The sequence below is a fragment of the Pedobacter sp. genome (assembly GCF_041662865.1).
Classification (GTDB): Bacteria; Bacteroidota; Bacteroidia; order Sphingobacteriales; family Sphingobacteriaceae; genus Pedobacter.
Map to the genome: position 1 here is coordinate 1 of NZ_JBAZRL010000123.1, position 2,701 is coordinate 2,701.

General features: G+C 34.9%; 4 protein-coding genes. All 4 read right to left on the reverse strand.

The window, feature by feature from the left end; translation table 11 throughout:
- Nucleotides 1-350 (reverse strand): PmeII family type II restriction endonuclease (locus tag WC622_RS17000; RefSeq protein WP_372820882.1); only part of this gene is annotated, 350 nt, incomplete at its 3' end.
- Nucleotides 310-1,188, reverse strand: a complete 879-nt coding sequence (locus WC622_RS17005; RefSeq protein WP_372820883.1) for a site-specific DNA-methyltransferase — start codon at nt 1,186-1,188, stop codon at nt 310-312. The genes WC622_RS17005 and WC622_RS17000, both read right to left, overlap by 41 nt.
- Nucleotides 1,189-1,707: 519 nt before the next feature.
- On the reverse strand, nt 1,708-2,202 hold the full coding sequence (locus WC622_RS17010; protein WP_372820884.1) for a hypothetical protein: 495 nt from the start codon (nt 2,200-2,202) through the stop codon (nt 1,708-1,710).
- Nucleotides 2,203-2,519: 317 nt separating this feature from the next.
- On the reverse strand, nt 2,520-2,701 hold a 182-nt coding region (locus WC622_RS17015; RefSeq protein WP_372820885.1), incomplete at its 5' end, for a hypothetical protein.

Sequence of the window (2,701 nt, forward strand, 5' to 3'; positions counted from 1 at the left end):
CCTGATTTTATAGTAACAATATAGCGAATACCGTCATTATCAAATTCTAAATCAATTCCAGCAATTCCAGATTTTCTACCTCCAAAAACTCTCTCATTTATAAAGATTGCTAAACCTTCTAACCAGTCACCAAATATTGTCTCTTCATTAGAAGAAATTTGAGCGTCAACAATTCCTCTAACTATTTCATCTGCAGTTAAAACATATTTCGCCTTATACAAATATGGGTTTTTTCTTCGTAAGACTTTTGTTAATTTTAAATCATCAAGACTTTGAATTCTCTTTTGATGAAAAGTCCCGATATTTTGTTCAACGTATTGCGATACGTCTTTCAGATTCAGTTTGTCCATATATTGTTTCAGGTTCTAAAATATATAATGCTACAGGGTCTAATTGTTCTCTTACCATTTCATAATATTCAGGAACAATCTCAATTCCAATAGAATGTCGTCTCATTCGATTAGCTACAGAAAGAGTTGTTCCAGAACCCATGAAGGGATCAAGCACAATATCTTCTTCCTTTGTAAAAAGTTTTATAAACCATTCTGGTAATTCTTCGGGAAATGCCGCACTATGCTTTTTATTATTACATTCAGTTGCTAAATGTAAAACATTCGTAGGATAAGCTTTTTCTCTATCAACCCAATTAGAAATGTTTTTTCCAAAACCACTCCCCACTTTTGAATTATCACGAGTTTTATCGGTTTCTGAAAGTTTTTTTAAGCGAGATTTTGCCCAATCTCCCATTGGTACCATAACTTCTTCTTGATACATATTAAAATGTTTATTCTTATTGAATTGTAAAAGTCTTTCCCACGAATCTCGAAAACGATTTGGCCATTTTCCTGGATATGAATTTTTTTTATGCCAAATAAATTCCTCTGTCCAAAACCAACCTTGCTTCCTCATTGCAATAATCAATTCCATAACGTATGTACTACGTTCTCCTTCAACAACTTTTTCCTTTATGTTTAAGATAAATGTACCGGTAGGTTTTAAAACCCTCAAAAGTTCTTTTGATATTGGAAGGAACCATTCAACATACTTGTCAGGATGAATGCCTCCATATGTACTTTTTCTTTGGTCAGCGTATGGCGGTGAAGTCACAATCAAGTCAACAGAATTGTCTTTAAGCTTTTTGAGCATTTTTTTACTGTCTCCTAAATATAAATCGGTTCTTATTTCCATAAACTTGTCAATCTTTTTTACAAATTTAGTTCTTTTAAATGTATATTTTTTACGCTGTTAATAATTAGTAATATCTATTTTAAGTGTTTCTGAAAATGTCTCACAACTTAATAATTAGTGCGAGTGTACCTCCCCCCAAAAATAACCTTTTCCTACATAATCGCACACTGAAAATCACGAAAGTTACTAACAATCAGGCAACTGCATTCCGGTTGCAGTAAGATGTAAGCAGTAAACCTATTAAAAGACGTGCTAAACCCATTTTAATACGTCATCATACGTATTAAAAGTGGTTCAAGACCTATTATAATACGTTACCAACCTATTGAAAGTGGTTCTAAACCTATTATAATACGTCCTGATACGTATTAAAAGTGGTCTTCAATGTATTTTAATACGTTATCTAACCTATTAAAAGTAGTTCCGGCCGTATTATAATACAGTAACAAATAAACGTCACATATAACCATAAAAAAAGCTGCTCGGTAGGAGCAGCTTTAAATAAAGGTGGTTTAATCATTAGCTGGTTGATTCAGGTGGTGTGTTTTGTTTGCTTCCTGGAGGCCTGCCGGCAAAGAATTGCGATAGCTCTTCAACCTTGTTCTGGTAGTTTGGCACATTGGCGTTAAACTTAAACTTTGCATAATCATAGTCAATCAATGCAGACTGATAGTTGTCCCAATCATGAAGGATTTTGGCATTGGTCATCCCGTCAATAAGGTTTTGCAATCGCTGTATGCTACCCTGCAGGAAAGCGCGGGTATCAAAATCGTTCATAAACTCTACCCAATCCACATCAGGGCATCCAAGTGCTGGCTGAATATCACGATATTCCTTAACCTTGTTTATAACTAGCTTGTTTTGCTCATTAACGCTTCCAAATTGCTTTCTTTCCTCGGGAGAAAGATTAGCAACCTTAGCCGCAAGGGCAGTTTCCAATGCAGTTAATGCCGCAGTAACGGCGTTTTTCTCGTTGACACTAAAGTGCCTGCTGTCAAAATTTAAAAAAGGCATAATTAAGGATTTAATATTTATACCTTAAATAAAAGCAGATTATATGGCATTGGAACACCAAAAGTAATGAACGGTTGCATCTACGGAATAAGCGGTAGTATTTACGGAATGAGCGGTTTTTATAAAAAAAATTACCAACAATCAGGCAACTGCATTCTGGCTGCAGTGCAATAAAAAGCCTCCGGCAATGGAGGCTTTTATCTTTTAGGTTAATAGAAAAACCAAATTGGCTGCGCCACACAAGCGTAGCGACTGGTGGAGAAAACGGCTGTTGGCTGCTGTTTTTGTTATATATATTTTATTGAATCTAAAATTAATTAGAAGTTCTCAATATCGCCTCCAAGATCTTGGTATATGTCATGTAAGTCATATGAAATTTGGACAAACATTTCTGGAATGACCGATTCATCACATTCTCTGATTGATTTTTTACCTTTTATTTCTCCAAGTCCTTGCTCTAAACCATCTGTCATATCATTGAAGGCTTTTGAAGCTTTTG